A 25,371-nucleotide genomic window follows, 5' to 3' on the forward strand; every position below is an offset into this window, starting at 1 on the left:
TCGTGCTACTTTCCCCCATTCGATAATTTAAGTAGAATTCATCACCTGGACATTCAGTCCGACAGATTTCATCAACCGAGGTACACTTCATGTTTTATCCAGATCCTTTTGACGTCATTGTCATTGGTGGGGGTCATGCTGGCACGGAAGCGGCAATGGCTGCGGCTCGTATGGGCCAAAAAACGCTATTGTTGACTCACAATATCGATACGTTGGGACAGATGTCCTGCAACCCGGCAATCGGCGGTATCGGTAAAGGCCATCTGGTTAAGGAAGTGGACGCCTTAGGTGGATTAATGGCCACGGCGATCGACCATGCGGGCATTCAGTTTAGGATACTAAACAGCAGCAAAGGCCCTGCGGTACGGGCTACTCGCGCACAAGCGGATAGGGTTCTTTACCGTCAAGCGGTAAGGACGACTCTTGAAAATCAGCCTAACCTAATGATATTCCAGCAAGCTGTCGACGATCTGATCGTCGAAAACGATCAGGTAGTGGGCGCTGTGACCCAAATGGGCTTAAAATTTAAAGCGCGTTCAGTCGTTCTAACGGTAGGCACTTTCTTAGACGGTAAAATTCATATCGGCTTGGATAATTTTAGTGGTGGCCGTGCGGGGGATCCACCATCGATCCCACTCGCTCGTCGTTTACGTGAACTGCCTTTGCGAGTTGATCGTTTAAAAACCGGCACTCCCCCCCGTATTGATGCACGCACTATTGACTTTAGCCAACTTGCGCCGCAACACGGTGATAACCCAAGCCCAGTCTTCTCATTTATGGGAAATGCTGCGCAACACCCAGAGCAGATGGCGTGTTACATCACTTATACCAATGAAAAAACGCATGATTTGATCCGTAATAATTTGGATCGTAGCCCGATGTATGCAGGGATTATCGAAGGTATTGGCCCGCGCTACTGCCCTTCGATCGAAGATAAAGTTATGCGCTTTGCTGATCGTAACGCCCATCAGATTTTTTTAGAACCTGAAGGCCTGACCAGTAATGAGATTTACCCCAACGGAATCTCAACCAGCTTACCTTTCGATGTCCAAATGCAAATTGTGCATTCGATGAAGGGACTGGAAAATGCACGGATCATCCGTCCTGGCTATGCCATTGAATATGATTTCTTTGATCCCCGTGACCTGAAACCATCACTGGAAAGTAAGCACATTCAGGGGCTGTTCTTTGCTGGACAGATTAATGGCACAACCGGATATGAGGAAGCGGCTGCGCAAGGACTCCTCGCCGGTTTAAATGCCGGACGTTTTGCTGCCGATAAAGAGGCGTGGACGCCAAGACGTGACGAAGCGTATATCGGCGTACTCGTCGACGACCTCTGTACGCTAGGGACCAAAGAACCCTACCGTATGTTTACCTCTCGGGCAGAATATCGTTTAATGCTGCGTGAAGATAACGCTGATTTACGTCTTACCGCCATCGGCCGTGATCTCGGACTGGTTGATGACGTTCGCTGGACCGCATTTAACCAAAAACTGGAAATGATTGAGCTTGAGCGTCAACGTTTACGTGATATCTGGGTTCATCCGAAATCGACAAACGTTGACGATCTGAATCAAGTATTGAGTGCACCATTGACTAAAGAGGCGAACGGTGAAGATTTACTGCGTCGCCCTGAAATGACCTATCAAGCCTTAACCGAATTAGCCCTGTTTACGCCATCAGTTACCGATCCGTTGGCAGCCGAGCAAGTTGAAATTCAGGTTAAGTACGAGGGGTATATCGCTCGTCAGCAAGAAGAGATTACTCGACACTTACGCAATGAAAATACATTACTTCCTGTCGACCTCGATTATAAGAATGTAAATGGCTTATCGAACGAAGTGATCGCGAAGCTCAATGACCACAAACCGACATCGATTGGTCAAGCCTCTCGTATTTCAGGTATTACCCCTGCGGCCATCTCAATTTTGCTGATATGGCTTAAAAAGCAAGGGTTGCTACGTAAAAGTGCCTAAGTCAGTTGAGAGGAAGTGAAACTTCCTCTCCCTTTCGGAACAAATTCTGTGATAACACAACTTTCAAAACTTCTTAATCAGTCGGCTATTTCTCTAACCGATCAACAAAAACAGCAACTGGTCGCTTATGTTGAGTTATTAGATAAGTGGAATAAAGCTTACAATTTGACGTCCGTACGGGACCCTCAACAGATGATCGTCCGTCATATTATGGACAGTATTGTCGTCGCGCCGTATTTACGGGGTAAACGCTTTATCGACGTTGGGACAGGACCTGGGTTACCGGGTATTCCCCTTTCTATTGTGATGCCAGAGGCTGAATTCACGTTATTGGATAGCTTAGGAAAGCGCGTTAGATTCTTAAAGCAAGTCCAACATGAGCTAAAACTGCAAAATATTATCCCAGTGCAGTCACGAGTTGAAGAATATCCTGCCACGCCGCCGTTTGATGGGGTGATAAGCCGAGCTTTTGCATCCGTCCATGATATGTTGCATTGGTGTCAACATCTTCCGGCAGAGGGAGAGGGGCATTTTTACGCTTTGAAGGGGCAATTTCCTGCTGAAGAGTGCGAATCTTTACCAGAAAATATTCAACTTGAAGCCTCCCACCGTTTGGTGGTCCCGCAGTTAGATGAAGAACGTCATCTTTTAATACTCAAGAAAATATAATTAAGGGAACCGTATAGGTTCCTTTTTTACATTCTAATGGCTAAAAATCCTAGCTAACTACCTGTTTACAAAGGTTAAAATGATGAGTTACTCTGCATCGGCACTTTGACATGTGCATTTAACAGCGATAATTAATGCTATTTACTAATAGTTATGAAAGGAATCAATATGAAAGAGTTAACAGTACAGCAGTCCCAGCAGGTTTCAGGCGGGATCTTTGGCTTTGTCACAACCCCGATCGGTGCAGTAATGGGCTTAGCGATTGGATCAATAGTCGATGCGGGATATAAAGTCAGTAATATAAAGACTTCCTTTAAATGGTCTGGCTTACAGCTGGGTGCGGGAATTGGCGCGGCAGTAGGGATTGCCCCTATTACGGCAGCGTTAGGTATTGGTCTTGGCGTCGTCAGCATTGTGAAAAATAAAAATAGCATCAATCAACAGAAAGCCGCTCAAACTAGCTAATTGATAGGCTGAAAAGCAGAGATGTAAAACCATGACATTTCTGCTTTTCAACTTAGGTGAACGGATTGGTAAATGGGGGAGGGGGGAAGTCGATTTTTGTCTGCATCAATAATACGTTGTTTAAACGACGAACATCCATGTTTCAATCTTAAGAAAATCTAATGTAACTAATACCTACCCCTCATTTTTTCAGAATTTGATCATGATTTCTATCTAAATATCTGTTTTAAATAGTTAAAATGATAATTTACCCTGCGTGAGTACAGTGAAAGGTGCATAACTAAACTAACTTTACACAGTAATGAAAGGAATCAATATGAGCGAATTAACCGTCCAGCAATCTCAGCAAATGTCTGGGGGTTTTTGAATTAATTACCACGCCAATCGGTTTAGCGATGGATTTCACGGTAGGGCTCTGGTCAATGGCGTCTTCAAGGCTAATAATCTCAGTACCGCTTTTGTCTGGTCTGGCTTAGAAATCGGTGCAGGTATTGGGCTAGGGATAAAAAATATCGTTGAGAATATAAACAGCATTACTAGCCAGAAAGCGGCTCAAAAAAGCTAACAGATAGGATGAAAAGTAGAGATATACGGTGATGGTATTTCTACTTTTCAACTTAAAGAAAACAGCCGTAATTCGACACATTTCCCGCCTTAAATATCACTAGTTTACCCCTTGTCTTTATAAGGTTAATTGAATAATTCGTCGTAAATGTTTCAGTAATGTTTTAATTTGGTTAACTATTAACGAAGAAGAGTCAGACTTATTCTTTTATTTACGGGAATTTTTTCGGGATAATCGGCTGAATAACGCTTTTCTGAAAGAAATTTAAATAATTGTTCATCTTTTCGCAAGTTACAGATTGAAATCGCAGGTGCTCCCCGTATAATTTGCACGGCTTTTGCTGTTCACTCTTTAAGTGGCCACAGCAGCTTTTTAAGCACACGAAATACCATTCCGGGTCAAAGGGGAATTTTCACGTTATGTCACTAGCCTTTTACAGTATGCGATTGGCTAAGGCGGTACTGATTATCCAGCTTGGAACATTAGTTGTTCTGGGGCTTCTTTTTACCCTAAAAAGCACTCACGATGGAGTTTCTGCTCTAGCAGGAGGGATTGCGGCCTGGTTGCCAAATATCCTATTTACGTTTCTGGCCTGGCGCCTGCAAGGGCAATCACCAGCAAAAGGGCGTGTTGCCTGGAGCTTTGCATTCGGTGAAGCGATGAAGGTTGTTTTAACCATCATCATGCTTATTGTGGCGTTAGGTGTGTGTGGGGCTGCATTTTGGCCCCTTGCAATAAGCTGGTTGTCGGTGTGTGTAGTTCAAGTTATCGCACCGGTTGTAATTAACAAAAAAGGGTAAGAAGCATCATGTCCGCAGGAGAAATCTCAACCCCACAGGAATACATTGGTCACCATCTGACACATTTACAGATTGATCTTCGTACTTTCCAGTTGGTGAATGCGCACGACGCTCCGGCAACATTCTGGATACTGAATCTGGACTCTATGTTCTTTTCTGTTGTCCTGGGACTGATCTTTCTGGTGCTGTTCCGCAAAGTTGCTAAAAACGTAACGAGCGGTGTGCCAGGTAAGCTTCAGGCGGCAATTGAGCTTGTTGTAGGTTTTGTCGATGCCAACGTACGTGATATGTACCATGGCAAAAGCAAACTGATCGCTCCATTGGCACTGACAATTTTCGTCTGGGTCTTCTTGATGAACTTCATGGATCTGCTACCTATCGACCTGCTGCCATACATTGGTGAGCATGTATTAGGTCTGCCAGCACTGCGTGTCGTCCCATCAGCTGACGTAAACGTAACATTGTCTATGGCACTGGGCGTATTTATTTTGATTCTGTTCTACAGCATCAAAATGAAAGGGGTAGGCGGGTTCACTAAAGAACTTACTTTACAACCTTTCAATCATCCGATCTTCATCCCTATCAACCTGATTCTTGAAGGTGTTAGCTTACTGTCGAAACCTGTTTCACTGGGTCTGCGTCTGTTCGGTAACATGTATGCGGGTGAGTTGATCTTTATCCTGATTGCAGGTCTGTTACCGTGGTGGTCACAGTGGGTTCTGAATGTGCCATGGGCCATTTTCCACATCCTGATTATTTCGTTACAGGCTTTCATTTTCATGGTCCTCACGATTGTCTATCTGTCGATGGCATCTGAAGAGCATTGATTTTTACACCAACATTATTGATTTGATTGAAACAAACTGGAGACTGTCATGGAAAACGTGAATATGGATCTGCTGTACATGGCTGCCGCTGTGATGATGGGCCTGGCGGCTATCGGTGCTGCGATCGGTATCGGCATCCTTGGAGGAAAATTCTTGGAAGGCGCTGCTCGTCAGCCTGACCTGATTCCTCTGCTGCGTACTCAATTCTTTGTTGTTATGGGTCTGGTGGATGCAATTCCTATGATCGCTGTAGGTCTGGGTCTCTATGTGATGTTTGCCGTCGCCTAGTAACGTTGTTGGCGAGCGTTAAGCAAGCTAACAAACGAAAGAACAGAGTCTGCCGCTTGTTATAGTGATAAGCGGCAGAGCAAGTTAACTTATTGAGAGGCATTGTGCTGTGAATATTAATGCAACAATCCTCGGCCAGGCCATCGCATTTATCCTGTTCGTCTTATTCTGTATGAAGTACGTATGGCCGCCAATTATGGCTGCTATCGAAAAACGTCAGAAAGAAGTTGCTGATAGTTTATCTTCTGCAGAGCAAGCCAAAAAAGATCTGGATATCGCGCAAGCTAATGCGACCGACCAGCTGAAAAAAGCCAAAGAAGATGCTCAGGTTATTATTGAGCAGGCGAACAAACGTCGTACACAGATTCTTGAAGATGCGAAAGCTGAAGCAGATGCTGAACGTACTATGATCGTCGCACAAGCGCAGGCAGAAATTGATGCTGAGCGTAAACGTGCCCGTGAAGAGCTACGTAAGCAAGTTGCGTTACTGGCTGTCGCAGGAGCTGAGAAAATCATCGAGCGTTCCGTGGATGAAGCTGCTAACAGCGACATCGTTGATAAACTGGTCGCTGAACTGTAAGGAGGGAGGGGCTGATGTCTGAACTTATTACTGTAGCTCGCCCCTACGCCAAAGCAGCTTTTGACTTTGCTGTTGAGCACCAAGCTATTGATCGCTGGCAGAGCATGCTAGCATTTGCCGCAGAAGTGGTTCGCACTCCGCAGCTTGCTGATTTACTTTCAGGCGCTATCGCCTCTGAAAAAGCAGCTGCCACGGTGAACACTGTGTGCGGTGATCAACTTGATGCCCATGGTCAGAACCTGGTTAAGGTAATGGCTACAAATGGTCGTTTGACCGCGCTTCCTGCTGTTCTGGAAAGCTTTATTCAATTACGTGACGCGTATGAAGCAACGGCGGAAGTCGACGTTATCTCTGCAAGCGCATTGAATGAGGCGCAACTGGCTAAAATCAGTGCCGCGATGGAAAAACGTTTATCACGCAAAGTTAAGCTGAATTGCAAAATCGATAAGTCTGTAATGGCAGGCGTCATCATCCGTGCGGGTGATACGGTCATCGACGGAAGTATCCGTGGCCGTCTAGATCGTCTAGCAGACGTCTTGCAGTCTTAAGGGGACTGGAGCATATGCAACTGAATTCCACCGAAATCAGCGAACTGATCAAGCAGCGTATTGCTCAGTTCGATGTCGTGAGCGAAGCTCACAATGAAGGTACAATTGTTTCTGTAAGTGACGGGATCATCCGTGTTCATGGCATCAATGATGTTATGCAGGGTGAGATGATTGCCCTACCCGGCAACCGTTACGCTATCGCACTGAACTTAGAGCGCGACTCTGTTGGTGCAGTAGTGATGGGTCCTTACGCTGATCTTGCCGAAGGCATGAAAGTGAAGTGTACTGGCCGTATTTTAGAAGTTCCTGTTGGACGTGGCCTGTTAGGCCGTGTTGTTAACACTCTTGGCGCACCTATCGATGGTAAAGGACCTGTTGAAAACGACGGTTTCTCTCCAGTAGAAATGATTGCTCCAGGTGTTATCGACCGTCAATCTGTTGATGAGCCTGTACAAACAGGTTACAAAGCAGTTGATGCGATGATTCCAATCGGCCGTGGCCAGCGTGAGCTGATCATCGGTGACCGTCAGACCGGTAAAACCGCGATGGCGATCGATGCAATCATCAACCAACGCGATTCAGGCATCAAATGTGTTTACGTTGCTATCGGTCAGAAAGCTTCAACGATTTCGAACGTTGTTCGTAAATTAGAAGAGCACGGTGCGCTGTCTAACACTATCGTTGTTGTTGCTTCAGCATCTGAATCTGCTGCACTGCAATATCTTGCGCCTTACGCAGGATGTGCAATGGGTGAATACTTCCGTGACCGTGGTGAAGACGCGCTGATCGTTTATGATGATCTGTCTAAGCAAGCTGTTGCTTACCGTCAAATTTCACTACTGCTACGTCGTCCACCAGGACGTGAAGCATTCCCTGGTGATGTTTTCTATCTCCACTCTCGTCTGCTAGAGCGTGCTTCACGTGTTAGCGCTGAGTATGTTGAAAACTTCACTAAAGGTGCAGTGAAAGGTAAGACCGGTTCATTAACCGCGCTGCCAATCATCGAAACTCAAGCGGGTGACGTTTCTGCGTTCGTTCCGACTAACGTAATCTCTATTACCGATGGTCAGATCTTCTTAGAATCGAACCTATTTAACTCCGGTATCCGTCCTGCCGTTAACCCAGGGATCTCTGTATCTCGTGTGGGTGGTGCAGCGCAGACCAAAATCATCAAGAAACTGTCTGGTGGTATTCGTACCGCATTAGCACAGTACCGTGAATTGGCAGCATTCTCTCAATTCGCATCAGATCTTGATGAAGCGACTCGTAAGCAATTAGATCACGGTCAGAAAGTGACTGAGTTGCTGAAGCAAAAGCAATACGAGCCAATGTCTGTTTCTCAACAGGGTCTGGTTCTGTTTGCTGCTGAGCGTGGCTTCCTGAGCGATGTAGAACTGTCTAAGATCGGCAGCTTTGAATCGGCTCTGTTAGCTTATGCTGCTCGTGAGCACGCGGAACTGATGCAGGAAATCAACCAATCTGGTAATTACAACGGCGAAATCGAAGAGAAGTTTAAAGCTCTCCTCGAAACGTTCAAGAAAACCCAGTCCTGGTAATGTCTTGCGGCTTGCTGAGTAAGCAGGCCGCCTGACTTTGAGGAGAAGCTCATGGCCGGCGCAAAAGAGATACGTAGTAAGATTGGAAGCGTAAAAAATACGCAGAAAATCACCAAAGCGATGGAAATGGTAGCCGCCTCCAAAATGCGTAAATCGCAGGAACGCATGGCAGCCAGCCGTCCGTATGCAGAGACTATTCGCAAAGTGATCGGTCACTTAGCGTTAGGAAATCTGGAATACAAGCACCCTTACCTGGATGAGCGTGACGTTAAGCGCGTCGGCTATTTGGTCGTTTCTACCGACCGCGGGCTTTGTGGTGGTTTGAACACTAACTTGTTCAAAAAATTAATGACAGAGATGAAAGCTTGGTCCGATAAAGGTGTTCAGAGTGATCTGGCCATTATCGGGTCGAAAGGGCTCTCATTTTTTAAAGCTGTTGGCGGTAACGTTGTTGCTCAAGCAAGTGGCTTAGGCGATAAACCTGCACTGGCTGATATCATCGGTCCAGTCCAAGTGATGTTACAAGCCTTCGATGAAGGCCGTATCGACAAGCTTTATGTCGTTAGCAATAAATTTAACAACACGATGTCCCAGACCCCAACCGTTACCCAGATGCTGCCGTTACCGCCAGCTGAAGGCGAAGCAGAGTTGAAGACGAAAACTTGGGACTACCTGTACGAACCCGATCCGAAAGCGTTGCTGGATACTTTGCTGCGCCGTTATGTCGAATCTCAGGTTTATCAGGGTGTTGTGGAAAACCTGGCCAGCGAGCAGGCCGCACGTATGGTGGCGATGAAAGCTGCAACCGACAACGGCGGAAACCTGATCAAAGAGCTCCAGTTGGTTTACAACAAAGCTCGTCAGGCCAGCATCACCCAGGAACTTACCGAGATCGTCTCGGGGGCCTCCGCGGTTTAACCAGGTAACGAATTAGGTAGAGGATTCAAGATGGCAACTGGAAAGATTGTCCAGATTATCGGCGCGGTCGTTGACGTCGAATTCCCTCAAGATGCAGTACCACAGGTGTACAATGCTCTTGAGGTTCAAAATGGCGACGCTCGCTTAGTGCTGGAAGTTCAACAGCAATTAGGTGGCGGTGTTGTTCGTACGATTGCAATGGGTACTTCTGATGGCTTGAAGCGTGGTCTTCAAGTGACTGACTTGGCTAAACCTATCCAGGTTCCAGTCGGTAAAGCAACCCTTGGACGTATCATGAACGTTCTGGGCGAACCGATCGATATGAAAGGTGACCTGGCGAACGAAGACGGTAGCACTGTGGAAGTTAACCCTATCCACCGCGCTGCACCAAGCTACGAAGAGCTAGCGAACTCCACTGAGCTTCTGGAAACAGGTATCAAGGTAATCGACTTGATCTGTCCTTTTGCAAAAGGCGGTAAAGTTGGTCTGTTCGGTGGTGCGGGTGTAGGTAAAACCGTAAACATGATGGAACTGATCCGTAACATCGCGATCGAGCACTCAGGTTACTCAGTGTTTGCCGGTGTCGGTGAGCGTACTCGTGAAGGTAACGACTTCTATCACGAAATGACTGATTCAAACGTTATCGATAAAGTAGCGTTAGTATACGGTCAGATGAATGAGCCACCAGGAAACCGTCTGCGCGTTGCGTTGACCGGTCTGACGATGGCTGAGAAATTCCGTGACGAAGGTCGTGACGTACTGTTGTTCGTTGACAACATCTACCGTTACACCCTAGCCGGTACCGAAGTATCAGCACTGTTAGGTCGTATGCCTTCAGCAGTAGGTTACCAACCAACCTTGGCAGAAGAGATGGGTGTTCTTCAAGAACGTATCACTTCTACTAAAGCGGGTTCAATCACCTCTGTTCAAGCGGTCTACGTTCCTGCGGATGACTTGACTGACCCATCACCAGCGACCACCTTTGCTCACTTAGATTCAACAGTGACACTGAGCCGTCAAATTGCATCTCTGGGTATCTACCCAGCGGTTGACCCACTGGATTCTACCAGTCGTCAGCTGGATCCATTAATCGTGGGTCAAGATCACTATGACACGGCACGTGGCGTTCAGTCATTACTGCAACGTTACCAAGAATTGAAAGACATCATCGCTATCCTTGGGATGGACGAACTATCTGAAGAGGACAAGCTACTGGTTTCCCGTGCTCGTAAAATTCAGCGCTTCCTGTCTCAGCCGTTCTTCGTTGCAGAAGTCTTTACTGGCGCACCAGGTAAGTATGTTTCTCTGAAAGATACTATCCGTGGCTTTAAAGGCATCATGGAAGGTGAATTCGATCACCTGCCAGAGCAGGCATTCTACATGGTTGGTGCCATTGAAGAAGCCGTTGAGCGTGCGAAGAAACTGTAATAACAGTTTCCAGGAGAATAATTATGGCTAAAAGTTTTCACCTGACTGTTGTCAGCGCAGAGAAAGAGATGTTCTCTGGTGTTGTTCAACATATCCAGGTGTCGGGTAGCGAAGGTGAGCTAGGGATTTTCCATGGCCACACCCCGTTACTGACCGCCATTAAGCCTGGTTTGGTTCGTATCGTTAAACAAGATAATAGCGAAGAGATTATTTACCTCTCTGGCGGTATCTTGGAAGTTCAGCCTAATGACGTTAACGTAATGGCGGATACCGCTATTCGTGGCGAAGAGTTAGATGAAGCGCAGGCGCTTGAAGCGAAGCGTCAAGCTGAAGAGTCAATGAGCAAAAACAACACTGATGTTGATTATGCCTTGGCTTCTGCGGAACTGGCGAAAGCGATTGCCAAGCTGCGGGTCATTGAACTGACCAAAAAAGCGATGTAATCAGGCCTAGTGCTCTGAATCATGCCAGCCCTTACCGGCTGGCATTTTTTTTAGTTGTTTTTCTTAACAATATCTGATTTTGGTAAGAGAAATATGGTGTATCCTGTGTCGTAAAGTGATTATCTTTTCAAGCGAATCAAACGAATTAGGATCTGTATGTCTAGTAAAGCGATGAGTGTGGTGATCCTTGCAGCAGGCAAGGGGACAAGGATGTATTCAGACCTTCCAAAAGTGTTACACCACTTGGCAGGTAAACCGATGGTGCAGCACGTCATTGATACAGCGAAAGTCCTTGAAGCGACAACGATCCATCTTGTTTATGGCCATGGTGGCGAATTATTGAAAAGCCATTTAACCGATCCCGACTTGCATTGGGTATACCAAGCCGAGCAGCTTGGTACCGGCCATGCAATGCAACAAGCCGCCCCCGCATTTAGTGATGATGAAGATATTTTGATGCTTTACGGCGATGTACCGCTTATCGCGTCTGATACTTTACGCCGTTTACAGGCATCAAAACCTCAAGGCGGCATCGCCTTACTGACGGTGATTACCGATAATCCTACCGGTTATGGCCGTATTCTTCGTGACCACGACACGATAACGGGTATTGTTGAGCAGAAAGATGCCTCAGCTGAACAGCTCACCATTAATGAAGTTAACACCGGGATTTTATTAGCCAACGGCGGAGATCTAAAACGTTGGTTGAGTCAGCTGACCAACAACAATGCTCAGGGTGAATATTACATTACCGATATTATTGAGCTTGCTCACCGCGAAGGACGAGAAATCTGTGCGGTTCACCCGACGAAGCAAAGTGAAACCGAAGGGGTGAATAACCGCTTACAGCTCTCACAATTAGAACGTATCTATCAACATGACCGTGCAGAACAGTTACTCTTAGCGGGTGTCATGTTACGGGATGCCTCTCGGTTCGATCTTCGCGGTAATTTAACCCACGGTCGAGATGTCGAGATTGACTGTAATGTCATCATCGAAGGCGACGTGGTGCTGGGAAATAACGTTAAAATTGGCGCGGGCTGTATTCTGCGTAATAGTGTGATTGGCGATAACACAGAAGTCAGCCCTTATAGCGTGATCGATGGTGCTCAGCTTGGAATAGCTTGTAGCGTTGGCCCGTTTGCACGGTTACGCCCAGGGACTGAGCTTGCTGAAGAGGTTCATATCGGCAACTTCGTCGAAGTTAAAAAATCGCAATTAGGTAAAGGGACGAAAGCTGGCCATTTAAGCTATCTCGGTGATGCAACCCTTGGCAGTGATGTCAATATTGGCGCAGGAACCATTACCTGCAATTACGATGGTAAATATAAGTACCAAACGGTGATTGGTGATCATGTCTTTGTGGGATCAGATACTCAGCTTATTGCACCGGTTACGGTCGGTGACGGCGTGACTATTGCTGCAGGTACCACGGTGATGCGTGATATTGCCTCAGCATCGTTAGCCTATAATCCCAAAGAGCAGTTAAGCAAAGCCGGTTGGCAGCCCTCAAGAAAGAAAAGTAACTCGTGAAAACGGCTTACATTCAAACAGTTTAGGATAATGTTATGTGTGGAATAGTGGGTGCGGTAGCACAACGTGATATTGCTGAAATTTTATTAGAAGGACTACGCCGTTTGGAGTATCGCGGTTATGACTCTTCTGGCTTAGCTGTGGCCGACCAACAGGGTCATTTAACGCGCGTTCGTCGTTTAGGTAAGGTGCAGGCGTTGGTGGATGCTGTTGAGCAGCAGCCGGTTACTGGAGGCACAGGGATTGCCCATACACGTTGGGCCACGCATGGTGTTCCTTCCGAAGTGAATGCTCACCCACATGTATCTCATAATATTGTACTGGTGCATAACGGTATCATCGAGAACCACGATGAGTTACGTCCAGCACTGTTGGCCGATGGCTACGTTTTTACCTCACAAACCGATACCGAAGTGGTTGCTCACTTAATCCACCAGCAGCAAAAAATACACGGTGGTAGCCTACGTGAAGTGGTACAACGCGTGATCAAACTACTACGCGGTGCCTACGGTATGGTCATCATGGATAGTAACGATCCTTCGGTGTTGGTGGCTGCACGTTCAGGTAGCCCACTGGTGATTGGTTTGGGAGTTGGTGAGAATTTTGTCGCCTCTGACCAACTGGCGTTATTACCTGTGACCCGTCGTTTTATCTTTTTAGAGGAAGGTGATGTCGCTGAAGTAACGCGTCGCACCGTGACCCTATTCCGGAGTGATGAAACGCCTGTGACTCGCGCAGTCATTGAGTCTTCTGCGCAATATGATGCGGGTGATAAAGGCCTGTACCGTCATTACATGCAAAAAGAGATCTATGAGCAGCCTATCGCGATAAAAAATACCCTGCAGGGGCGTTTTCATGATGGACAAATCGACCTCAGCGAATTGGGTGAATCCGGTCTTGCGCTACTTGCTCGGGCAAAACATATTCAAATCGTCGCCTGTGGAACCTCTTACAACTCTGGTTTGGTCTCCCGTTACTGGTTTGAGGCGATTGCCGGTGTTCCGTGCGATGTCGAGATAGCCTCAGAATTCCGCTACCGTAAATCGGTAGTGCGTCCAGATAGCCTACTAATTACTCTATCGCAGTCTGGCGAAACGGCCGATACCCTCGCGGCGCTACGGTTATCCAAAGAGATCGGTTATTTAGGCGCCTTGACGATTTGTAACGTTAATGGCTCCTCTCTGGTGCGTGAATCGGATATGGCCTTAATGACCAAGGCAGGTACAGAGATCGGTGTGGCTTCGACCAAAGCGTTCACTACCCAATTAACCGTATTATTGATGCTAGTGGCACAGATGGCTCGCCTAAATGGTAAGCCTGAAGCGGTGGAACACGAGATCATTCATGCGCTACAAGCTTTACCGGGGCGTATTGAACAGATTTTATCGCAAGATAAAAATATTGAGAGCCTCGCAGAAGATTTTTCTGATAAGCATCATGCATTGTTCTTAGGTCGTGGCGATCAATACCCTATCGCCATGGAAGGGGCGTTAAAGCTTAAAGAGATCTCCTATATTCATGCCGAAGCTTATGCGGCGGGCGAGTTAAAACATGGGCCGTTGGCGCTCGTCGATGCTGATATGCCAGTCATTATTGTTGCGCCGAATAACGAGCTACTGGAAAAGCTAAAGTCCAATATTGAAGAAGTACGCGCTCGCGGCGGTTTACTCTATGTCTTCGCCGACCAAGATGCCGGCTTTAGCGATAGTCCCAATATGAAAATTATTCCTCTGCCCCATGTTGAAGAGGTGCTTGCGCCGATTATCTATACCATCCCACTGCAGCTGCTTTCTTATTATATTGCGCTGATTAAAGGGACAGATGTCGACCAACCTCGTAACTTAGCGAAGTCGGTGACGGTGGAGTAAAGACCCGCACGGATAGTCGTTTTAAGGAAAAAAGCCCAGCAAAATATGCTGGGCTTTTTTGAATACCGTGCGCAAAAAAGGCTGTACTTCATTAGTAGGTCAAAGATACTCAATCATATAATTTAGCGTGGCATGAAATTGACCGGGCATCATCGTTTTTCCAGCGGTAGGAACGACGGTCGCCTTATAGTTTAGCGCCATCGTATCTTGGTTGATCTTATGGGTTTTCGTTGGCTGATTCAGCCGGATTGGGGTATCGTCATCTTCGGTAAATATTAATCCGAGTCCTGGGTCACTCTCTCCGTCATCGGATTCAGTAATGATTTGGTCCGCTTGATTAGGCACCTCGTTTCCTGAAAAAACCACCGTTACGTGCTGATAAATACTGTTATCACAATTTTTTAAATGAATCGAAAAAGGAACGGCGCGGCGGGATCCAGCGGCCAACTCCTGAACAACAAATCGCTTAAGATCAATATCGCGATCGGTATTATCAATTTCACAGGCTTGAGCAATCACTCTGCCCTTAATTGTCAGATCCCCCCCTTCAGTGGTGACCGTTTTGCCTTTAGCTATGAAAGAAAATAGGCAACAAAACACCCATAGGGTGAGTGTGAATAATTTCATCGATATGCTCTGATTAATTAAAGTCGATAATAATGGAGGCGCTCGTTTCAAACTCACCTTCAGGCACTGCGTTGCTAGCAGGATCAGCTATCGGCGCGGCGGACAACTGCCATAGCGCGGTATGTTCGCTAAATTGATTTCCCTCGTGAGGAAGCTGATAACGTTGCTCAGGAACGACGACCCCTGCAGGCTGGCGAAGGACAACTGCTAAGGCACTGTGATCCCCCGAACCTTGGGTGGCAAAATATTGGTGATCAAAAGCCGCTGTACCGGCTGCGCCCGGTTTAATCGAAGCCTTTAAAAGTAAATTACCTGACATGAAGCTGCCACCGGTACAACGAATTTTTACATCAAAGGGTTGGGCATAAGCGTTTCCATCTAACCGTTTACTGTTTGAGGGAATATCCCCTAAATTCACTTCGATGGGGAATCCGTCATTAATAACACAATGATCTTGTATCGATATTTTTCCTGCAGGTAAGACCAGTTCAGAAATCGGCTGAGAACCAAATGCCGAAGAGGTATTTCCCGTGCGAGCATACAGTTTGGTTAATACTGTCTGATCGACTGACGCACCATTTACGAAATTATCGAGCATTAAAGAAGTCAGTCGGCCTCGTGACCCTGTCGATATCGTCGTGACGGTACCGTTATCGCTAGGATGGCATTGCTGAGCAATACTCGGGCTATTTTCGACATTATTAAACGGTACGGTGACTAATCCTTTCCCTGAAATGAAGATTTCAATTTTAACGGCCAAAAATTCATTTATACGATAAAAATCTTTATAGCCAGGGACTTCGGTTAGCCCTGGCGCTATATCCGCCCGGTAATATGTGTGCTGGCTACCTGTCATCTCGGTCGTACAATAGCGTTTTGCCGAATACTGGCTGCCGAGATTATATTCTTTTGGTGAGGACTGCCCGCCTTGCGTTGTACCTGGCGAAAAAATATTTTCTAAATTTGGTAAAGAGGGACTGTATGCCCCACCCTCAGGGATAACTTCACCATCTATATAAGCATAAGTACTGGCGGAATAGAGGCCAACACAATATAGACTTAACAAAAGTACCCTAGTCAAAATATTCATGGAAATATCCTTATTTCACCGCGAGGCACTGTTGACCTTGACAGTGAAAAGGGATCATCGGATGGCCACCAAAATCGTTTACATAAAAAAGATAAAAATCGCTGACCATTGACTGCTGGATACCGAATTCAGCTTTCCCGAAAGGCGCTAAGGTTAAGCCGGTAAAGTCGGTGAGCATTTTATTATTATCAATAGATTTGTCTTTTGATAGCCCAAGCAGTATTACGTAATACGGAGTAGGGTTGGAGACTTGCCATTTCCTGTCAGAGAGGCGCGTAAACTGTAATTTTTCCTGCCAAGGTCTGGTGTGGATCTGGGTTTTTAACGATTCAGGGCGATAAAATACTTTAATTCTCGACTGTAATGTCAGCTGCAAGGTATTAGCATGTTTGGGTTTTGGTGGGATCTCACGAACATTGAGATAAAACATCGTTTCACGATCCTGCGGCAACAGCTTGGCACCAGGTAGCGCATTAATTTGAACGGTGTCTTTCTCTCCGGGATCAATACGCTGGATTGGTGGTGTCACAATTAAAGGTGTGGTGATTTTTTGGTGATTACTATTTTCCATCCAGCTTTGTGCTAAGAAGGGGAGTTCTTTATTATTATTCACTAATTCAGCACTTGCTGAACCCTCTGCAGCATCGACAATTATACGCGTCCGGTCAATGGAAATCCCCGCATAAGCATTGAGAGTACAGAAGGTTAAAACGACGCTAGTCATTAGGCGTCTACGTAGAGTTAATTTCATTTTTAAATCCTAATATTATGAGAGTGGACTGACGTTGCCAGTCGGGACTGTAATGGAGTGTTGTATATGATTTTCGTCAGTACTAACGAGCTTCTCACCTGGGTGAACGCCGGTTAGCCAGACCATACCGTTATCGTCACTGATACCGACTGTTTGACCCGCTATATTGACCAATTCAGTTCCTAAGGTCAGAGGCTGATTATTTTCATCGGTAAGGGGTAAATAGAAATTAGAACCGCCACGGACATCAAAATGTTCATAACCGATAGCGCCTTCCGTTAACGTAATACTGCGTACGGTGTGCTGGCTATGGAGCTTAGCGGTTAATGAATCACTATCAATGTGAGTATCAATCGTCTGATAGCTCATCACGCCAGGTAACACGCCTAACCCCATATGGTTACTACGTGCTTGATGATGATTAAAGGTAACGCCACTAATATGGTTGGTATCTACCAAAATACGTGTGTCATTACCGGTATAGCTGCCACCATTAGTTCCAATACCATAGCGAGTCAGAATGGCATTGCCTCTCAAGGAAATGGCACCATAAATACCTTGCTGTTGTTGATAATTTAGGCTGGATTCCATATCGGCTAAGGATGAGTGATGGTGATAAATCCCATCGGCTTGTACCCGCCCAACCGATGAACGGCCCGCTCGAGTTCGCCAAAAATCCTGTTCATTGATATAGCTGCTATAACTGGTCGCAAACGTAGTACTTTTACCATTATGCTGCATATCATAGCCAACTCTACCTGTGTCACCGAATGGCACGCTAAGCGTCAAGGATAGGCTGTTATCCGACTGTTTTTCGAAACCTGAGTGATAAAAAGAAAGCCCGGTCGTCATGGGATAATAAGCCCAAAGCATAAACGTGTGTCCAAGGGACACTCCATAGTTCGATTGGCGTTTTCGATTCCAATAATAATTACGCTGATAATTCAGGTAGAGAGATGTACGCCATTGCTGAGAGTCTTCCCAGAGAGTGGTATTCGTAATCAGCCTAATTTGTTGTTTATCACGGTGATCACGCTGTTCAGGTAGATACTTTTCGTTGATGTAATAATTTAAACTACGGAAATTACCATCGCTAAAGCGGTAACCCGCTAAGGTTACTGAGCTATTTATCCACTCTATCCGTCGTGAGTAGTTAATATGAAAAGAGTGACCTTTTAAGGACTTTTTTTCATTAGGTAAGCGGCTATCAGAATGAATGACATCAAAAGATAATGCTCCCCATTGTTTAAAATCTCGACCGATACCTATCGCCGTAGCGTAATACTCGCTGCCGGCCAGTTGCCCACCGCCATAAAGAGAAAAACCATTACTAATGCCATAAGAAAAATCGCCGGAATAAAGATTACCTCCGTAGGTTTTATGCACGTTATCTGCGAGGCCGGATGCACGACCAGTATAGACGTGGTATCGCACCTGGCCGGGACGTGTTAAGTAGGGCAGACTCGACGTCGCAACTTGGAATGTCCTTACCTCACCGGTTTGTTCAGTGATTTTTACATCTAACACCCCACGTAGACTTGCGGGTAACGTAGTAATATTGAAAGGTCCTGCAGCAACATGTGTTTGATATAACACTTGTCCTTGATGCATGATGGTGACCAAAGCATTAGTTTGTGCAACCCCTCTAACTTCTGGCGCATAACCCTGCAGATCTGGGGGTAGCATACGTTCGTCAGATGATAGACTCATACCGGTCAAACGAATATTGTCGAAGAGGTCTGAATCTAGAGTAATCTCGCCGATATTCATTTTTGCATGTAATGCACGCACTGGTGTAAAGGCGTAGACTTGCTGCCAGCTAAAATGATGCTGCGCATCTTGCGCACTACTTTGATAAGCTGCGCGTAATCGCCAGCTTTGGACATTCGCTCCGACTTGTCCATAGGCTGAAATATTCTGGCGGTCGTGCTGAGAATCAAGCGAGTGAGTAATTTCTGCATTAGCATTATAGTCAACGATAAAACCATTGATTCCATCATCCCAGTTTTCAGGGGGCGTCCAATCACTATTAGTATATTTTAGCCATATTTGGGGGATGTTAATCATCAGTCGACCATTTTTGTTTTTTATACTAATACCTGGAATTTTCGATATATCAACGCGATCCTTTTTAGCTGCGATAATATAGAGCAATGCTTTTTTATTTAAGGTTAATTTTGGTAAGAAAGATGATAAAAGTAATGGTGTGTTTTTATTACTCTCTCCCTCCTCACTGTAATATATAGAAGACTCTCCAACTTCTCGGCTATTGACCACAACGGTTAGATGATATTGACCCGGAGCAATATAATTGCTGACCGTAAAGCGCTCTGGATGTAACGTACTTCGATCGCTCATATCAATCATGTCAGTATTGAACTCGAGGCCTGCTTCGGCAGCATCGGCGAGCGAGTGCATTAGTGACAGTAATAATAGGAGAGATAAATGATAATCGTTAATTTTCATAATCAGCCAAGAGATAGACCAAGTGGTCTCCTCACTTGGCCTATTTTCTAATTAGTTATAATCAATTTGAAAATTGATAGTCGATTCAAACTGACCTGGTGTCGGGGTGATATTTTTAGCTACACGTTGGACGTACGCTTTAAATGGAATACTGTTATCACCGTCGACCAAATTAGTTGCCGACGTTGCCTCGCCCCAAGTAACCGATTTTCCATCATGCGCGAGCAGGCCAATACCTGCACCGGATGCATCACCAGTGGTGAAAGCGGCTAGACTCGGGTTCGCCTCTTCATTTTGCGCAGGAGTATAAGTCACTGTGGCATGTTTAAGGGTTGTGGTATCACAGCCTTGCAGTTCGATATTTTTTTCCGTCAACCCAACATGCGTATCGGGTGTCAGAGAGCCGACAGGAATTTGTCCAAATTCAACTTCGATAGGATCTTGTCCCGGTTTTAAACCACAAGTTGACGCGACTAATTCACCGGAGAAATGTATTTTTCCGGTAGTCGGAACATTTGTATTATCAGCTGGGGTATCACCATCCGCTAATGCAGCATGAGAAAAAGTTAATGCCACAATTGCTGCACCCAGTGTTAGTTTAATATTCATATAGTTTTGCCTTTGTAAAATACGTAAATGGCCAACCCACCTAAATTATGGTTTTTTTTAAGTATTAATTTAATGGGTTGGCTTGGGGGCGGAAATATAATGCTAGCTAATAGAATAGGCAATAGTTAATTTACGTTATTAACTACTTCGGAGTTTTGTGTGAATAGCCTTAAGATAAATACAGTTATTTTGGTGTTTATCTCTATATCTTAGGTTTTTATTAACTTATTATTCTATTTTTTATCGTTTTATTGGTTTTTTATGTCTTTGTTGATGTGAGTCAAGTTTGGGAAACCCTTTTTACTATGGGGGCTATTTAATTAGCGTTAAAATGATTTCGTTGTTTAATATTACCTTACATTCTAAAAATAGATGTGGTGAGGTTTAATTATTATTTTATTTTTATTATTAATATTTTTTAATTATATTTTTGCTCTTGCATTACGCTATTTCGTCCATTAATTTCTGCTGCATGTCCTCAACGAAACGCATAAAGAAGAAGGGTGTGAGGCGTACCCGCTGTATGTTGATGTTGAACCTAGCCATCATTTTATGATGATCGAGAAATGGCGAAGCCAAAGCGAACTCGACAAGCATTCTCACTCTGCATAGATAGAGGCACTAAAAAGCGTTATAGATAAATACGTTACAGAGTTCAGTCTTTTTAATATGACGCGTCTATCCTAACTTATTTATCGCCAAATAGGGCTCACTGCCTATTACCTCTCACTGCTAGAGCATAAACCGCAACACAGCCGTACTCATTACGGCAATTAGAACCACGGGTAACAGCCCCCAGCGTGACGCTGCGAATAATGAGATGGCTAACGCCAGTAAATCGGCAGGCCTGTCGGTGACAAAATAGGGGGAGATAATCGTAATTAATATGCATCCAGGAGCGGCATCCATTATGGCCTGCATACGAGGACTCAGTTGACGATTTCGTAATAATAAATAGCCGAGAATACGGGTGAAATAGGTACTGAGTGCCATCAGTAAGATAGTTACGACAGGTAAATAATTCACGCTTTGGCCTCCATTAACACGATGGCAATGATACCGGTGACAGCACCAATCGGGACATAAGCCGCCCCCGGTAAATAGTGATACGCCAAGCTTGCACAGAGTAGACTGACTAACCAAGGGATTGCGCAGCGCATGCCTTTCCACATCCCTTTAAGTAAAACAAAGAATACCGCTGGAAATGCCATATCAAAGCCCCACCGGCTAATATCGCCTAATATCGGGCCGATTAAGGCACCCACTGTTGTAGAGGCTAACCATACAGCCCAAAGGGTTACCGACAAACCAAAATAGAAGCTCAGGCTGAAAGCGGGCTCCTGCCCGGCGGCCCGGCGGCGCGTAGCATCTGCCATGGCCAGTGCCCAAATTTCATCACACATAAAAAAGAGGGCGGGTAGGGCTTTACGACGAGGTAGATGATTCAGGTAGGGGGCAAGCGATGCGCCCATCACCAAATGCCGGCTATTGACCAGCATACTGACTAAAACGATAGTGATCAGATGAGGGGTTGCACTCCAGAGCGCAACTGCAGCGAATTCAGATCCTCCCGCAAAATTTAGCCCGGTCATCAAACTCAATAATCCGACAGATAAGCCTTTCTGGGCAGCTTGAGCCCCTAAGAGTAAACCGAAGGGGAGTACGCCTATCATAACGGGGATCAACGTTGTCGCGCCGCGTAAAAATTCATGGTAATACTGAGAATGGGGGGAAGCTAGGTTCGAAGGCTGTGCCATGGAGTCCTCTTCTAACGGGCTGTGATAGGAAAGTCTTATGGTTTCTATACTAAGCGGCAGCCTTAGAAAATACGAGATAGAATCGAGTCAATATCGGGAGGTTTTAGTGAATTTATATATGTTTTATCTCGGGGGAAATGCCGGGAAATCAAATATTGAAGTTCATGATATTCAATTTGTGGCAGCGAATACACCGGAAGAGGCTTGGCCAACGCTTAAAAAAGCATGGTTTGGCGATAAAAATAAGGTTCACCTTGATGGTTATACCCAGATCACGTGGGTGGATGGCTACCGTGTCAGCTTACAAGACACACCCTCTGACGCAGCGCAGAAACTTTTTTTTGTGAATGTCGGCGCTTATCGGCCTGATACCTTAGCTGAACTGCACGAGTTCGGGCTTTTTGTCGCCGAAGACGCGAAGCAGGCAAAAAAACAGGCATTGGGTCGTTTATTATCTGGTGCTGCCCAACAACATAAAGATAACCTTAAAGATGTTGATAATTGTTTATTACTCGAAAAAGTTGGCGACGGTTATCTACATTTAATTCCAATGGCAGAAGGCCAGCTTGACCGCCCAGCGTGGCAGGGCTACCAGCCAATATAATATTATTGCTCGAGTAAACCTAAACATTAGGAGGAGAAGTGGACGGCGATTTCGTTCAGCTTTGTGCCATCGGTCTGGCGATAGGGGTGGGAGCCATGAGCCCCGGCACCAGTTTTTTGCTCGCCACTCGCGTCGCACTCTCCTCACCATTTTGCGCCTCGCTCGGCGTAGCGATCGGCTTAGGAAGTGGAGCGATGATCTTTGCGTTTATTGCCCTGTTTGGGTTACAGGCAGTGTTAAACATTATTCCTGGGCTGCATCAGGTTTTAAACCTACTGGGCGGCGGTTATTTACTTTGGTGCGCAGTCAACATTTTATACAAAAAACCGCAGGTGAAAGGAGAGGATTTAGCCACTCCTACGCTGACCTTCACCCAAGCCTTATTTAGGGGACTGTTTACGCAACTGAGTAATCCTAATACCGCAATGGTGTTTGCGAGTTTATTTACCCCATTACTCGATCATCATATCTCGACGATATTCTATTTTACGGTACCGGGAATGACGTTTTTCATCGATTTTTTATGGTTTATATTTGTCGCGATAATCCTAAGCCAAGCATTACCAAGACGTGTTTATCTCCGCAATAATGTCACGATAGATCGCCTCTCTGCGGGCATATTAGGTTTGCTCGGGCTAAAGCTGCTTTTAAAATAATGTTAGATGACTTCAACTAATTCAAACTCTTCTGCGACAAGTTCCATGGTCTCGCTGAAGCTTCCTTCTCGGGTGAAGAAGGCTTTATGTTCTTGCTGCCAATACACTAGGCTACGGTCACCCTCTCCCTCTTTGTAGGCAAATTCAGCCTCTACCTTATTGAACCTCACTATTCGCATAGCGATCACTCGGATGACACATACCGGTTCTTCACGACCATTGAGGATAATAGGGTAGCTGCCGACAGTAGGGGGCGATGCCTCATTGAGGTAGGCACTCAGTGAACCGCAAGAAGCCGTTTTACGCCCTTCAACCACATGGTTAGCAAGCTTATCAGCCATGGCCGCGCTGTCGCCAAAGCCCCAAGCCAGTGCATTAGGGTATTTGGTCTGTAGGTGATTAAGCAATGTCATGATTGACCCTCAACGTGACGTAAATATTCAGTAACGGTTTCAGTGGCTAAAGCTGCCATAGAATCGATAAAGTATAGTGACGACCCATCGCTTATTTTCACTAAGGGACTGAGGTCTGTGCAGGCGATAATCACCTGTTGGGCGCCTAACCGACCGATTTCGGTGACGATCTCCTGCCATAAAACGTGGACCTGGCGGTTTTGATATCCCTCAGCTTTGAGGATAGGGAGTAGAGCGGTGGTTTTTTCTCTTAACGCGTCAGAATCGACAAGGGTAAGCCCCTTATTGCGGAGCCTGTGCTGATAAAAGCCGGCATCGTGGGTGGGTCGTGTCGCCAGTAAACAGACTGATGATGGCGAGGGGGGCAGTAAAGGAGAGAGCGAGTCAGCAATATGCAGGAGAGGAATACCCTGAGAAGCTTCATTCATTTCTTCAAAATAGCAATGCGCAAGATTACAAGGGACTGAGATTAAGCTCACCCCACTCTTTACCAAATCGGTAATACCCTTCTGAAGCGTTTCACGCATCTTAGCGGAATCAATCGGCCTTCCGGGATAGAAGGGCGTCGGCAGAGAGAGGATATGCATTTCAGGGAAATCCATATCGTAGGTCGCCCCATACTGACGTTGGCATTCGTCGATAATCTTTTCTAGGAAAGGGGTGGTAGAGCGCGGTCCCATTCCCGCTAAAATACCGATTTTACTTTTTTTCATTTTATTAGCACTTGAGGTATTCTCATCTTTATCGATATTTATGAGGGAATAATTGTTGAAGGATTAATATCCCGATTCTTCTTTCAGTAATCCAAATAGCCAGTCATCTTGCCAAGATCCTTTTAAATAATAGTTTTTTCTTAAGGTTCCCCCCTGCTGAAATCCGGCGCCCACTAAGGTTCTACGTGAGGCCTCATTTCCTGATGTTACCGTCGCCACTAATTTATATTAATGATAATGCGTCAAGGCAAATTGAATAATATCCTTTAATGACTCACTACCATAATCCTTACCCTGGAACTCAGGTTTAAGTACAAATCCCACCTCTGCGATACCGTCACTACGCTCAAGAAAGCCGGCAGATCGTTTCTTTATCAAGCGGATTACTAATAAAAGTCATCACTTGGCGATCGACATGTAATGCCAAAAATAAAGGCCAATCAGTATCGCATAAGCTGCGATATTCCAATATTAAAGAATCACTCTTATCCATCGGTAATGCCTTTACGCACATGCTTATGGGGCGGGTATATTGTTATTACATGACTCAATCTACCTAAATTCTGCGGAATAGAACAGCCCCCTAATAGAGAGGTGATTTAACGTAAAATAAAAAATAATTATGAGCCGATCATCCATTCACTCTTCTCAACGCGCGGTTAAGACACTTTTTTGAGGAGAGGGCGACCTATTTAAGGATTAATGTTTCTTACACCTTACTCTCACCTATACTTTATTTTTAGCGAAAAAAGGTGAGTAACTGATGAAAGCGTTCAACTATCAACAAGACTTTTCAACCATTGATTTCCGTAAAGAACCCGAACGTTATCAAGTAGGGCGAGGGGAACAGGGAGTCTTGATGGTCGAACCTTATAAAAGTGAAATTCTTCCCTATTGGCGGTTTAAAGATATCGCCAGCGCAACTGCCTCTGCCAAGAAAATTATGCAACTGTTTGAGGATTATCGCCAACAAGATGATTTTGTCGGCATGGATATGGCGCGTAAATTTATTCAGATGGGATATACCCGTGCAAGGCGCTATGCAAACCATCCCGGCGGTAAAAAGTACGATAAGAACCGCAAAATACAACCTTATCAACTCGATGAGGAGAAAGCGGCGGCTGCGAAGATCTTCAAACAATCATGGGATAAGCTTAGAGCCGACAACGACTATTTACGGCGTAAAAAGCAGCATCAGCAGCAGTTTGGCTAACCCCT

Annotated in this window: 27 protein-coding genes; 18 read left to right on the plus strand and 9 right to left on the minus strand. The window is 45.6% G+C overall.

Annotated elements, in window-relative coordinates:
• The first annotated feature begins 89 nt into the window (after nucleotides 1-89).
• From mnmG to glmS, 14 genes are all read left to right on the plus strand, one after another.
• The gene (gene mnmG, locus MKR94_RS14900; protein ID WP_241647656.1) at nucleotides 90-1,979 is read left to right on the plus strand and encodes a tRNA uridine-5-carboxymethylaminomethyl(34) synthesis enzyme MnmG; all 1,890 of its coding nucleotides are present in this window, start codon (nucleotides 90-92) and stop codon (nucleotides 1,977-1,979) included.
• Between the two features lie 48 nt (nucleotides 1,980-2,027).
• Nucleotides 2,028-2,648: a 16S rRNA (guanine(527)-N(7))-methyltransferase RsmG gene (gene rsmG / locus MKR94_RS14905; RefSeq protein WP_241647657.1), complete on the plus strand. Its 621-nt coding sequence runs from the start codon at nucleotides 2,028-2,030 to the stop codon at nucleotides 2,646-2,648.
• A 168-nt stretch (nucleotides 2,649-2,816) separates the two neighbouring features.
• Entirely contained in the window at nucleotides 2,817-3,113 is a 297-nt protein-coding gene (locus MKR94_RS14910) for a hypothetical protein (protein WP_241647658.1), read from the plus strand.
• A gap of 984 nt (nucleotides 3,114-4,097) precedes the next feature.
• Complete coding sequence (gene atpI, locus MKR94_RS14915; RefSeq protein ID WP_214217669.1) at nucleotides 4,098-4,478, plus strand: F0F1 ATP synthase subunit I; 381 nt, start codon at nucleotides 4,098-4,100, stop codon at nucleotides 4,476-4,478.
• Between the two features lie 8 nt (nucleotides 4,479-4,486).
• Nucleotides 4,487-5,305 (plus strand): F0F1 ATP synthase subunit A, encoded by an 819-nt coding sequence (atpB, locus tag MKR94_RS14920; protein WP_099824391.1) that lies wholly within the window; start codon nucleotides 4,487-4,489, stop codon nucleotides 5,303-5,305.
• A gap of 48 nt (nucleotides 5,306-5,353) precedes the next feature.
• On the plus strand, nucleotides 5,354-5,593 hold the full coding sequence (atpE, locus tag MKR94_RS14925; protein ID WP_028684986.1) for a F0F1 ATP synthase subunit C: 240 nt from the start codon (nucleotides 5,354-5,356) through the stop codon (nucleotides 5,591-5,593).
• A 109-nt stretch (nucleotides 5,594-5,702) separates the two neighbouring features.
• Nucleotides 5,703-6,173 (plus strand): F0F1 ATP synthase subunit B, encoded by a 471-nt coding sequence (atpF, locus tag MKR94_RS14930; RefSeq protein WP_092676886.1) that lies wholly within the window; start codon nucleotides 5,703-5,705, stop codon nucleotides 6,171-6,173.
• A 14-nt stretch (nucleotides 6,174-6,187) separates the two neighbouring features.
• The gene (gene atpH / locus MKR94_RS14935) at nucleotides 6,188-6,721 is read left to right on the plus strand and encodes a F0F1 ATP synthase subunit delta (protein ID WP_241647659.1); all 534 of its coding nucleotides are present in this window, start codon (nucleotides 6,188-6,190) and stop codon (nucleotides 6,719-6,721) included.
• A gap of 14 nt (nucleotides 6,722-6,735) precedes the next feature.
• Nucleotides 6,736-8,277, plus strand: a complete 1,542-nt coding sequence (atpA, locus tag MKR94_RS14940; protein ID WP_092676890.1) for a F0F1 ATP synthase subunit alpha — start codon at nucleotides 6,736-6,738, stop codon at nucleotides 8,275-8,277.
• A 51-nt stretch (nucleotides 8,278-8,328) separates the two neighbouring features.
• Nucleotides 8,329-9,195 carry a F0F1 ATP synthase subunit gamma gene (gene atpG / locus MKR94_RS14945; RefSeq protein WP_099824397.1) on the plus strand — a complete coding sequence of 289 codons (867 nt, stop codon included), beginning with the start codon at nucleotides 8,329-8,331 and terminating at the stop codon, nucleotides 9,193-9,195.
• A gap of 30 nt (nucleotides 9,196-9,225) precedes the next feature.
• A complete protein-coding gene (gene atpD, locus MKR94_RS14950; protein WP_241647660.1) occupies nucleotides 9,226-10,623 on the plus strand; it encodes a F0F1 ATP synthase subunit beta in 1,398 nt (465 codons plus the stop codon).
• Nucleotides 10,624-10,646: 23 nt separating this feature from the next.
• Nucleotides 10,647-11,066 (plus strand): F0F1 ATP synthase subunit epsilon, encoded by a 420-nt coding sequence (locus tag MKR94_RS14955; RefSeq protein WP_092676896.1) that lies wholly within the window; start codon nucleotides 10,647-10,649, stop codon nucleotides 11,064-11,066.
• Between the two features lie 156 nt (nucleotides 11,067-11,222).
• Nucleotides 11,223-12,599 (plus strand): bifunctional UDP-N-acetylglucosamine diphosphorylase/glucosamine-1-phosphate N-acetyltransferase GlmU, encoded by a 1,377-nt coding sequence (gene glmU, locus MKR94_RS14960; RefSeq protein ID WP_241647661.1) that lies wholly within the window; start codon nucleotides 11,223-11,225, stop codon nucleotides 12,597-12,599.
• Nucleotides 12,600-12,634: 35 nt separating this feature from the next.
• Complete coding sequence (gene glmS / locus MKR94_RS14965) at nucleotides 12,635-14,467, plus strand: glutamine--fructose-6-phosphate transaminase (isomerizing) (RefSeq protein ID WP_241647662.1); 1,833 nt, start codon at nucleotides 12,635-12,637, stop codon at nucleotides 14,465-14,467.
• A gap of 99 nt (nucleotides 14,468-14,566) precedes the next feature.
• Here the strand turns inward: glmS and MKR94_RS14970 are convergent, their stop codons facing one another.
• The 5 genes from MKR94_RS14970 to MKR94_RS14990 are packed head-to-tail and all read right to left on the minus strand — an operon-like array spanning nucleotide 14,567 to nucleotide 20,010.
• Nucleotides 14,567-15,094, minus strand: coding sequence for a fimbrial protein (locus MKR94_RS14970; RefSeq protein WP_241647663.1), 528 nt, complete (start codon nucleotides 15,092-15,094; stop codon nucleotides 14,567-14,569).
• A gap of 13 nt (nucleotides 15,095-15,107) precedes the next feature.
• Nucleotides 15,108-16,184: a fimbrial protein gene (locus MKR94_RS14975; protein WP_241647664.1), complete on the minus strand. Its 1,077-nt coding sequence runs from the start codon at nucleotides 16,182-16,184 to the stop codon at nucleotides 15,108-15,110.
• 10 nt (nucleotides 16,185-16,194) lie between these two features.
• Entirely contained in the window at nucleotides 16,195-16,935 is a 741-nt protein-coding gene (locus MKR94_RS14980; protein ID WP_241647665.1) for a fimbrial biogenesis chaperone, read from the minus strand.
• Between the two features lie 15 nt (nucleotides 16,936-16,950).
• Nucleotides 16,951-19,401, minus strand: coding sequence for a fimbria/pilus outer membrane usher protein (locus MKR94_RS14985; protein WP_241647666.1), 2,451 nt, complete (start codon nucleotides 19,399-19,401; stop codon nucleotides 16,951-16,953).
• A gap of 51 nt (nucleotides 19,402-19,452) precedes the next feature.
• Nucleotides 19,453-20,010: a fimbrial protein gene (locus tag MKR94_RS14990; protein ID WP_241647667.1), complete on the minus strand. Its 558-nt coding sequence runs from the start codon at nucleotides 20,008-20,010 to the stop codon at nucleotides 19,453-19,455.
• 468 nt (nucleotides 20,011-20,478) lie between these two features.
• On the opposite strand from MKR94_RS14990, the gene MKR94_RS17220 reads away from it, so the two are divergent.
• A complete protein-coding gene (locus MKR94_RS17220; RefSeq protein ID WP_422047537.1) occupies nucleotides 20,479-20,622 on the plus strand; it encodes a putative quinol monooxygenase in 144 nt (47 codons plus the stop codon).
• Between the two features lie 120 nt (nucleotides 20,623-20,742).
• Here the strand turns inward: MKR94_RS17220 and MKR94_RS14995 are convergent, their stop codons facing one another.
• Both MKR94_RS14995 and MKR94_RS15000 read right to left on the minus strand, forming a co-directional pair.
• The gene (locus MKR94_RS14995) at nucleotides 20,743-21,036 is read right to left on the minus strand and encodes an AzlD family protein (protein WP_241647668.1); all 294 of its coding nucleotides are present in this window, start codon (nucleotides 21,034-21,036) and stop codon (nucleotides 20,743-20,745) included.
• Nucleotides 21,033-21,767, minus strand: coding sequence for an AzlC family ABC transporter permease (locus MKR94_RS15000; protein WP_241647669.1), 735 nt, complete (start codon nucleotides 21,765-21,767; stop codon nucleotides 21,033-21,035). The genes MKR94_RS14995 and MKR94_RS15000 overlap by 4 nt, the downstream gene beginning before the upstream one ends.
• Nucleotides 21,768-21,873: 106 nt before the next feature.
• Here MKR94_RS15000 and MKR94_RS15005 point away from each other — a divergent pair, with 106 nt between their 5' ends.
• Both MKR94_RS15005 and MKR94_RS15010 read left to right on the plus strand, forming a co-directional pair.
• A complete protein-coding gene (locus tag MKR94_RS15005; protein ID WP_241647670.1) occupies nucleotides 21,874-22,371 on the plus strand; it encodes a DUF1543 domain-containing protein in 498 nt (165 codons plus the stop codon).
• A 38-nt stretch (nucleotides 22,372-22,409) separates the two neighbouring features.
• On the plus strand, nucleotides 22,410-23,027 hold the full coding sequence (locus tag MKR94_RS15010) for a LysE family translocator (RefSeq protein WP_241647671.1): 618 nt from the start codon (nucleotides 22,410-22,412) through the stop codon (nucleotides 23,025-23,027).
• Between the two features lie 2 nt (nucleotides 23,028-23,029).
• Here the strand turns inward: MKR94_RS15010 and MKR94_RS15015 are convergent, their stop codons facing one another.
• Nucleotides 23,030-23,440 carry an ASCH domain-containing protein gene (locus MKR94_RS15015; RefSeq protein WP_241647672.1) on the minus strand — a complete coding sequence of 137 codons (411 nt, stop codon included), beginning with the start codon at nucleotides 23,438-23,440 and terminating at the stop codon, nucleotides 23,030-23,032.
• The gene (locus tag MKR94_RS15020; RefSeq protein WP_241647673.1) at nucleotides 23,437-24,153 is read right to left on the minus strand and encodes an aspartate/glutamate racemase family protein; all 717 of its coding nucleotides are present in this window, start codon (nucleotides 24,151-24,153) and stop codon (nucleotides 23,437-23,439) included. Before MKR94_RS15020 ends, MKR94_RS15015 begins: the two co-directional genes overlap by 4 nt.
• Before the next feature lie 763 nt (nucleotides 24,154-24,916).
• On the opposite strand from MKR94_RS15020, the gene MKR94_RS15025 reads away from it, so the two are divergent.
• Nucleotides 24,917-25,366: a DUF4385 domain-containing protein gene (locus MKR94_RS15025; RefSeq protein ID WP_241647674.1), complete on the plus strand. Its 450-nt coding sequence runs from the start codon at nucleotides 24,917-24,919 to the stop codon at nucleotides 25,364-25,366.
• Nucleotides 25,367-25,371 lie beyond the last annotated feature (5 nt).

The organism is Rosenbergiella metrosideri, from assembly GCF_022602565.1.
In the GTDB taxonomy this organism is placed as follows: Bacteria; Pseudomonadota; Gammaproteobacteria; order Enterobacterales; family Enterobacteriaceae; genus Rosenbergiella; species Rosenbergiella metrosideri.

Coding starts and splice junctions, on each gene's coding strand:
- MKR94_RS15025 (WP_241647674.1), top strand. CDS start 24,917: ATGAAAGCGTTCAACTATCAACAAGACTTTTCAACCATTGATTTCCGT.
- atpH (WP_241647659.1), top strand. CDS start 6,188: ATGTCTGAACTTATTACTGTAGCTCGCCCCTACGCCAAAGCAGCTTTT.
- MKR94_RS14910 (WP_241647658.1), top strand. CDS start 2,817: ATGAAAGAGTTAACAGTACAGCAGTCCCAGCAGGTTTCAGGCGGGATC.
- MKR94_RS15015 (WP_241647672.1), bottom strand. CDS start 23,440: ATGACATTGCTTAATCACCTACAGACCAAATACCCTAATGCACTGGCT.
- MKR94_RS15020 (WP_241647673.1), bottom strand. CDS start 24,153: ATGAAAAAAAGTAAAATCGGTATTTTAGCGGGAATGGGACCGCGCTCT.
- atpE (WP_028684986.1), top strand. CDS start 5,354: ATGGAAAACGTGAATATGGATCTGCTGTACATGGCTGCCGCTGTGATG.
- MKR94_RS14985 (WP_241647666.1), bottom strand. CDS start 19,401: ATGAAAATTAACGATTATCATTTATCTCTCCTATTATTACTGTCACTA.
- atpB (WP_099824391.1), top strand. CDS start 4,487: ATGTCCGCAGGAGAAATCTCAACCCCACAGGAATACATTGGTCACCAT.
- glmS (WP_241647662.1), top strand. CDS start 12,635: ATGTGTGGAATAGTGGGTGCGGTAGCACAACGTGATATTGCTGAAATT.
- MKR94_RS15000 (WP_241647669.1), bottom strand. CDS start 21,767: ATGGCACAGCCTTCGAACCTAGCTTCCCCCCATTCTCAGTATTACCAT.
- MKR94_RS14980 (WP_241647665.1), bottom strand. CDS start 16,935: ATGAAATTAACTCTACGTAGACGCCTAATGACTAGCGTCGTTTTAACC.
- MKR94_RS14990 (WP_241647667.1), bottom strand. CDS start 20,010: ATGAATATTAAACTAACACTGGGTGCAGCAATTGTGGCATTAACTTTT.
- glmU (WP_241647661.1), top strand. CDS start 11,223: ATGTCTAGTAAAGCGATGAGTGTGGTGATCCTTGCAGCAGGCAAGGGG.
- mnmG (WP_241647656.1), top strand. CDS start 90: ATGTTTTATCCAGATCCTTTTGACGTCATTGTCATTGGTGGGGGTCAT.
- atpI (WP_214217669.1), top strand. CDS start 4,098: ATGTCACTAGCCTTTTACAGTATGCGATTGGCTAAGGCGGTACTGATT.
- atpD (WP_241647660.1), top strand. CDS start 9,226: ATGGCAACTGGAAAGATTGTCCAGATTATCGGCGCGGTCGTTGACGTC.
- MKR94_RS14975 (WP_241647664.1), bottom strand. CDS start 16,184: ATGAATATTTTGACTAGGGTACTTTTGTTAAGTCTATATTGTGTTGGC.
- atpA (WP_092676890.1), top strand. CDS start 6,736: ATGCAACTGAATTCCACCGAAATCAGCGAACTGATCAAGCAGCGTATT.
- MKR94_RS14955 (WP_092676896.1), top strand. CDS start 10,647: ATGGCTAAAAGTTTTCACCTGACTGTTGTCAGCGCAGAGAAAGAGATG.
- atpG (WP_099824397.1), top strand. CDS start 8,329: ATGGCCGGCGCAAAAGAGATACGTAGTAAGATTGGAAGCGTAAAAAAT.
- MKR94_RS14970 (WP_241647663.1), bottom strand. CDS start 15,094: ATGAAATTATTCACACTCACCCTATGGGTGTTTTGTTGCCTATTTTCT.